This is a genomic window from Blautia wexlerae, assembly GCF_013300825.1.
GTDB lineage: Bacteria > Bacillota > Clostridia > Lachnospirales > Lachnospiraceae > Blautia_A > Blautia_A wexlerae_B.
This window is the reverse complement of record NZ_JAAIMY010000061.1, coordinates 1-5,775: the sequence shown is the minus strand read 5'-3', so window position 1 is coordinate 5,775 and position 5,775 is coordinate 1. Positions and strand designations below refer to the sequence as shown.

Annotated in this window: 7 protein-coding genes; 5 read left to right on the top strand and 2 right to left on the bottom strand. The window is 47.3% G+C overall.

The window, feature by feature from the left end; translation table 11 throughout:
- Positions 1 to 134: 134 nt before the first annotated feature.
- Together G4417_RS16215 and G4417_RS16210 are read right to left on the bottom strand one after the other, a co-directional pair.
- Positions 135 to 1,499, bottom strand: coding sequence for a sensor histidine kinase (locus G4417_RS16215; RefSeq protein WP_173684203.1), 1,365 nt, complete (start codon positions 1,497 to 1,499; stop codon positions 135 to 137).
- 4 nt (positions 1,500 to 1,503) lie between these two features.
- Positions 1,504 to 2,205 carry a response regulator transcription factor gene (locus G4417_RS16210; protein ID WP_173684202.1) on the bottom strand — a complete coding sequence of 234 codons (702 nt, stop codon included), beginning with the start codon at positions 2,203 to 2,205 and terminating at the stop codon, positions 1,504 to 1,506.
- Positions 2,206 to 2,347: 142 nt separating this feature from the next.
- Here G4417_RS16210 and G4417_RS16205 point away from each other — a divergent pair, with 142 nt between their 5' ends.
- From G4417_RS16205 to G4417_RS16185, 5 genes are all read left to right on the top strand, one after another.
- Positions 2,348 to 3,112, top strand: a complete 765-nt coding sequence (locus G4417_RS16205) for an ABC transporter ATP-binding protein (RefSeq protein ID WP_173684201.1) — start codon at positions 2,348 to 2,350, stop codon at positions 3,110 to 3,112.
- Positions 3,109 to 3,834: an ABC transporter permease gene (locus G4417_RS16200; RefSeq protein WP_173684200.1), complete on the top strand. Its 726-nt coding sequence runs from the start codon at positions 3,109 to 3,111 to the stop codon at positions 3,832 to 3,834. Before G4417_RS16205 ends, G4417_RS16200 begins: the two co-directional genes overlap by 4 nt.
- Positions 3,835 to 3,850: 16 nt before the next feature.
- Positions 3,851 to 4,615, top strand: a complete 765-nt coding sequence (locus G4417_RS16195) for an ABC transporter permease (protein WP_118511439.1) — start codon at positions 3,851 to 3,853, stop codon at positions 4,613 to 4,615.
- A gap of 4 nt (positions 4,616 to 4,619) precedes the next feature.
- Complete coding sequence (locus G4417_RS16190; protein ID WP_173684199.1) at positions 4,620 to 4,916, top strand: hypothetical protein; 297 nt, start codon at positions 4,620 to 4,622, stop codon at positions 4,914 to 4,916.
- Positions 4,917 to 5,311: 395 nt separating this feature from the next.
- Positions 5,312 to 5,725 carry a sigma-70 family RNA polymerase sigma factor gene (locus G4417_RS16185; protein ID WP_031476138.1) on the top strand — a complete coding sequence of 138 codons (414 nt, stop codon included), beginning with the start codon at positions 5,312 to 5,314 and terminating at the stop codon, positions 5,723 to 5,725.
- Positions 5,726 to 5,775: the final 50 nt, after the last annotated feature.

The window sequence follows — 5,775 nt, the reverse complement described above, 5'->3', positions numbered from 1 at the left end:
TCCTCCTCCGGGCAAGTATAACATTGCATCGGCATTATCGTTCCATGTAATTCAGTATAATAATGGCTGTTCTTGGCGCGCCAGTTTTCCCTCACGGAAATCTGGCGTTTTCTTATAGATTTGTACTTGCCTGTTTATCCGATATACGGGAATATTAAAGTGGCTTCACACCCTTTCGGGAAAACATTAGTAAGTTTGAAAGTGCCGTTATGAGCTATGGCGACTTGTTGGACAATCAGCAATCCAAGCCCATGTCTTAAATCAAGCCGTTCATCTGTGCTTTCCATATAATGCGGTTTTTCTTCCAGCTCTTGCAGCTTTTCAGCAGGCAGACCCATTCCGTTATCCGTAACCGCCAAGATAAGATGGTTTTGCGATGCTGTAAGAGAAATGCAGACTTCACAGCCCTGTGGGTTATGTTTCATGCTGTTCTGGACAAGGTTGTTTACGGCTCGCGAAATCAATCTGGCATCACATTCCAACACAGCATTTTCGGCGTCAGGAGTGATCTTAATTCCGATGTTGTAGCTATCGGAAATTCCTGTATTCAACAGGTCTGCTACATAGGATCGCAGTAGTTTGGATAAGCGAACCATCTCTTTATGAAGCGGCTGCATTTCATATTCCAGTTGAGACACTAAATTCAAATCCTGCACGAGTTCTTTGATTTTGGCGCTTTGCTTTTGCACGATCACAGCCTGCTCTTTTACCCCCTCACTGGCTGTTTTGTCTGCGGCGATCCGGTCTGCATAGCCCATAATCATAGAAAGCGGAGTTCGGATGTCATGAGAGACCCCGCTGATCCAGTTGGCTCTGGCTTCGTTTTGCCTGCTTAATATCAGAGAGGCTTTATTTACGCTGTTCGCAATTTCGGATAACTCTCTATCAATATGGAGAGAAACGGGTTTGCCATCGGCCAATGTTTCAATGGCATCTACAATCGGTTCCGTGTTCTGGATGATCCTGCGTTTTGAAAAATAGTAGGCCAAAAACAGGCACAGCACATCCATGCCCAACATTCCTATCACATAGAGGGGAATTTTCTGAATAGTCTCCATGGAATAGTAGTTGCTGGTGAGCTTCATATAGCTATTCTTTGGATACCCTAGAACTAACAATCCATCCTCTGTACTCCAGACAAAAACAGGATAATCCTCCAGATAGCCTTTGGAAAATAAAGCTACCTCTTGAATGCTGTAATGTTGCGGCACTTCTTGTGGCACATCGAGCCGCCAGAAGCATTCGCCCGTTGACGTTAGATACATGGCCCAGATATTGTACTGGCGCAATTTCTGCTCTGCGTAATCGGGCAAACCTTCTGTGGTAGCCGCAGTAGAGGTCAGCTCAAGCATGGCGCGCGGGGACGCTTCTCCGTAATCCTCTGAAACTGTGTGATAGAAAGTCACGCCATACAGAACGACATTGACAATTACCAGGATCAAAAGAAACGCAGCGAAAGACGCCAAGTGCTTTGAAATATAGGTTCCAAAAGATTTCATGGCGTCACTTCCTTGTAATCAGTTTATAACCCAGCCCCTTGATCGTAATCAGGGAAACGGGCTTTGAGGGATCGGCTTCAATTTTTTCCCGAATCCGCCGTACATGGGCATTCAGGCTATTTTCATAGCCGAAAGGATTGTCGCCCCATAATGCTTCGCAAAGAGCGTCAACCGTAACGATCTTTCCCTCGTTGCGGGCCAGCGTTTCCAGCAGGGTATGCTCTTTTGCGGTCAGGGGGATAATCTCGCCGCCCTTGTTGACCTCTGCCCGGCTAAAATCAATCGTACATCCATCCAGGAAAACCCGCGGGCTGTCCTCTTTATAAGTTCGGCGCAAAACCGCATAGACACGCAGTAATAGCTCCTGCGGCATAAACGGCTTTGAAATATAATCGTCTGCTCCAAGGCCAAGACCGGCCAACTTGTCTGCTGCTTCGTCTTTTGCGGTCAGAAAGATGATTGGCACATTTGTAAAAGTGCGGAGCTGCTTCATCAGGGAAAAGCCGTCCCCATCTGGCAGCATGACATCCAAAACCATCAAGTCGGGTTTTTCTTTTTCTGCCGTTATTATAGCCTCTTTTACCGTTGCGGCAGTAAGTACCGTTTCAAAACCAGCATCGCTTAAAATATCGGATATCATTTTCAGCAAATCTGGCTCATCGTCTACAAGCAAGAGCTTCTTCCGATGCAGAAAAGAGTTGTCCATAGCGTCACCTCCCGAAAGTATTATAACATAGGATTTCAAGTCTGCGGAGGGCATCCTCAAAAAGTAAGGTAAAAGTAAGGACGGGAGAATGTAGATGTCAGGTTGAAGTTGTACCATAGAAGCATCGAAAGGAGATGTTTCTATGGACTATATCATTACAACGGAACATTTGACCAAGAAATATAAGAACTTCACTTCGGTCAATCATGTTTCGCTTCATATTCGCAAGGGCAGCATTTATGGTTTTCTTGGCCCGAACGGGGCAGGCAAATCCACTACCATGAAAATGCTGTTGGGGTTGACCGCTCCCACAAAAGGCAGCTTTACCATTGATGGGAAACAGTTTCCGCAGGATCGGATTGCCATTCTCAAAGAGATCGGCTCTTTCATCGAAGCGCCGTCTTTCTACGCGAATCTCACCGGGCGGGAAAATCTTGACATTATCCGCCGCATTTTGGAACTGCCGAAAGCTGATGTGGAAGATGCTCTGGAACTGGTAGGGCTGACCGAGTTTGGCGACCGGCTGGCAAAACAGTATTCGCTGGGAATGAAGCAACGCTTGGGCCTTGCCGGGGCGCTCTTGGGGCGTCCGCCGATTCTGATTCTGGACGAACCCACAAACGGTCTTGACCCGTCTGGTATCCACGAAATCCGCAATCTGGTAAAATCCTTGCCCAGCCTTTACGACTGCACGGTGCTGATCTCGTCCCATATGCTGTCTGAAATCGAATTGATTGCAGATGACATTGGGATTCTCAACCACGGGCTGCTGCTGTTTGAGGGAAGCATGAATGATCTGCGTCAATACGCCCTGCAATCCGGCTTCGCTGCGGACAATCTGGAAGATGTGTTTCTTTCTATGGTTGAGAAAGATAACATGGACAGAAAGCAGAGGGCAAAATTATGAAAACGCTGGCAATCGAACTTCGGAAAGGAAAGCGAACCGGCGTGATTCCCGTGCTGCTGGCCGTTGGTGTCTTGGGAGCCGCCTACGCATTTGTCAATTTCATTGTGCGGAAAGACACACTTCTGAATTTGCCGCTGGCCCCGATGGATGTCTTGTTGACCCAGCTCTACGGCATGATTATGGTGCTGAATCTGTTCGGTATCGTGGTTGCTACCTGCATGATCTACAACATGGAATTTAAGGGAAGTGCCGTAAAGAAGATGTATATGCTTCCCGTCAGCGTCCCGGCCATGTATCTGTGCAAATTTTTGATTCTGACGGTCATGTTTTTGGTTGCAATCGTGCTGCAAAACCTGGCACTTGCACAGATTGGAATGACGGACTTGCCGGACGGAGCATTTGAGATGGGTACGCTGGTACGCTTTGCCGGATACTCTTTTCTCACATCCATGCCGGTACTGTCGTTTATGCTGTTGATTTCCTCGCGCTTTGAAAATATGTGGGTGCCGCTTGGAATTGGTGTTGCCGGTTTTCTGAGTGGTATGGCCCTTGCAAATTCGGGGCTGACGCTTTTGCTGGTGCATCCTTTTGTGATTATTCTGAAACCAGCAGTAGCCATGAGCGCCCAGCCTGATTCGACGGTTGCCCTTGTCGCTTTGGTGGAAACACTGTTGTTCCTTGCTGTGGGCTTGTGGCTGGCGAAGTACAGACGCTACGAGTAAGGAGGGATAATAAGAAATGAGCTTTTTGGATTTACTCAAAATCGAGTTTATGAAAGTAAAACGCTCCAAAATCGTACCCCTGATTTTCATTGCACCTTTATTGGTGGTGGTTTCCGGGGTTGCGAATTTGAGCAACTACTTTACACCGGAATACACCAATGCGTGGCCTGCCATGTTTATTCAAAGTGCGCTTGTTTACGCCTACTATCTGCTTCCATTCAGCATGATCGTGGTTTGCGTGATGATCGCAGGACGAGAAACAGGAAATAACGGGATTCTGAAAATGCTGGCGCTGCCGGTCAGCCGCTGCGCATTATCCATTGCCAAATTCTGTGTGCTTACCTTTTATCTGTTTATGGAGATGGTGGTGTTTCTTGTCGTATTTGTAATCGCTGGGTTGATTGCGACACAGACAATGGGAGTAACAGAAACCCTGCCAATCCTGTATCTTCTGAAATGGTGCTTGGGGCTGTTTCTGACTATGCTGCCGTGCATTGCGGCTATGTGGGCCATCACTGTGCTGTTTGAAAAGCCGCTTCTTTCTGTGGGATTAAATCTGCTGCTTGTGATTCCCGGTGTATTGGTTGCGAATACGCCGCTGTGGATCGCCTACCCGTACTGTTACAGCGGTTATCTCGTTTCCTGCTCTCTTCATGACTTTACAGCAGAAACTTCCGACGCCGCTTTTTCGGTGTTTCCGTTCCTGCCGTGCGCGATTGTAGTGTTTGGCCTGTTTTTCGCGCTGGCTGTTACCCAATTTGGGAAAAAAGAAATGAGGTAAAACTATGGAAAAGAAAAAATTTCAATCAGTTAGTATCGCTGCGCTCATTGTGAGCATCCTACCGCTGGTGGCTCTTGCCCCATCGCTTCTGCACCTTTCGCTGTCGGATGGAGTCCGAACCGCTTGGGCCGGAGCCAATATCGTTTTTGTCCTGCTGGGTCTGATTCTTTCGGTGGTATGTGTGCGGAGCAGGGGAAGCCGCAGCGTTATCAATATCGCATCCACGGCAATCAGCGCGTTTTGGGCGCTGCTGATGTTGGGAATTGTTGCGCTTGCCATGTTCCTTACTTTCGTTCAGTGAGGAAACGGTTATGCATAGAGTTGGGAAATTTATTGGATGCTGCCTGATCGTGGTTTCTTTGCGTTTACACAAACCTATGACGACTTGCAGGGACACGGTAGCCGATTGGAGGTTATTTTGCCGTGCCCCTTTTACTTTTTCAAAGCTTACATGATCTACATCAGTTAAAAAAAGCATTGCTCCTCCTCCGGGCAAGTATAACATTGCATCGGCATTATCGTTCCATGTGATTCAGTATAATAATGGCTGTTCTTGGCGCGCCAGTTTTCCCTCATGGAAATCTGGCGTTTTTTGTTGCCATTTTTTCGGAGATGACCCGGTTGTCTGCCGGTGTCGGTCTCCGCCTCCATTCGATTCACCCGTCAATCACCCGTGAATCGAAATGGAGGTACATAATGAAGAAAATTAACCTTCGGGAACTTTATCCTGATGTTTATACAACAGACTTTTTTGTAGATGTGACAGAGGAAGTAATGGAGACTATTCGGGCAGCTGAACGTGCGGAGGCTGCGTATGAGCGAAAGATGTATCGTTATAAAGCACAGTATTCTCTGGATTGCGAGAATGGCATTGAAAATGCGGTGCTGTTGAAGCCGCAGACACCGGAGATGGTTCTGGAGGAAAAACAGTTTCAGGAGCAGGTCTATGCCGCTGTGATGAAGCTGCCGGAGAAACAGGCAAAGCGAATTTATGCCCGATACTATCTGGGAATGACGGTAAATGAAATTGCCGAAGTAGAAGGTGTAGACCCAAGCCGTGTCCGAGACAGTATCCGCCGTGGATTAAAGCAGCTTGTAAAATATTTTTGATAAAATTTCATTTGATGCGCCTGTTTTTTGCCTTTTTTGTCAGTGTTAAT

Bases quoted from the DNA above. Each gene is read 5' to 3' on its own strand.
- G4417_RS16215 (WP_173684203.1), bottom strand. From the start codon at position 1,499: ATGAAATCTTTTGGAACCTATATTTCAAAGCACTTGGCGTCTTTCGCT.
- G4417_RS16210 (WP_173684202.1), bottom strand. From the start codon at position 2,205: ATGGACAACTCTTTTCTGCATCGGAAGAAGCTCTTGCTTGTAGACGAT.
- G4417_RS16205 (WP_173684201.1), top strand. From the start codon at position 2,348: ATGGACTATATCATTACAACGGAACATTTGACCAAGAAATATAAGAAC.
- G4417_RS16200 (WP_173684200.1), top strand. From the start codon at position 3,109: ATGAAAACGCTGGCAATCGAACTTCGGAAAGGAAAGCGAACCGGCGTG.
- G4417_RS16195 (WP_118511439.1), top strand. From the start codon at position 3,851: ATGAGCTTTTTGGATTTACTCAAAATCGAGTTTATGAAAGTAAAACGC.
- G4417_RS16190 (WP_173684199.1), top strand. From the start codon at position 4,620: ATGGAAAAGAAAAAATTTCAATCAGTTAGTATCGCTGCGCTCATTGTG.
- G4417_RS16185 (WP_031476138.1), top strand. From the start codon at position 5,312: ATGAAGAAAATTAACCTTCGGGAACTTTATCCTGATGTTTATACAACA.